Origin of the sequence: Mesorhizobium sp. M6A.T.Cr.TU.017.01.1.1 (genome assembly GCF_004023115.1) — a bacterium.
Taxonomy (GTDB): Bacteria; Pseudomonadota; Alphaproteobacteria; order Rhizobiales; family Rhizobiaceae; genus Mesorhizobium; species Mesorhizobium mediterraneum.
In genome coordinates this window covers 1-441 of the sequence record NZ_RZTA01000296.1, presented here as the reverse complement: position 1 = coordinate 441, position 441 = coordinate 1, and the positions used below count along the sequence as shown (strand labels likewise).

General features: G+C 62.8%; 1 protein-coding gene and 1 pseudogene. Both read right to left on the bottom strand.

Annotated elements, in window-relative coordinates:
• Positions 1-320 (bottom strand): PaaI family thioesterase (locus EOB36_RS34075; protein WP_164897734.1); only part of this gene is annotated, 320 nt, incomplete at its 3' end.
• Positions 317-441, bottom strand: a pseudogene (locus EOB36_RS35645) (DNA repair protein RecO); the annotation flags it as partial. The gene EOB36_RS34075 and the pseudogene EOB36_RS35645, both read right to left, overlap by 4 nt.

Here is a 441-nt window from a genome sequence, read left to right as displayed (position 1 = left end):
GTATAGGCCTCGCCCTTTTCGAGCAGCGTCTGCACGGCACAGGCTAGTGCCGAATCGAGCAGCGTCGCCGCCCACCCGCCATGCACGCTGCCCAGCGGATTGAGATGGCGCTCGCTCGGCATGCCACGAAAGACAGCACGCCCTTCCGAGACTTCGGTGAGAGTGAAATTCAGCTGAAAGGAAATCGGCGGCGCCGGATACTTGCCGTCGACGATGCTCTGCAGCAATTCCAAACCGGTGTATTTCAGGATGTCGGCGTGCGGAATGGTGCCGAGGCCGAGCGGTGAGACCCGGCCGGGATAAAGTTCGACCTCGCTCATGTGATGATTTCTCTGGCTGCGTCCTCGCCAGCTATGGCCTTGCCGCGCGCGTGATGTTTGCGCAAGGCGGCGAGGAAGCCGGTACGAGCGTCCGGCGGCTCGATGCCGCGCGGCTCATAGA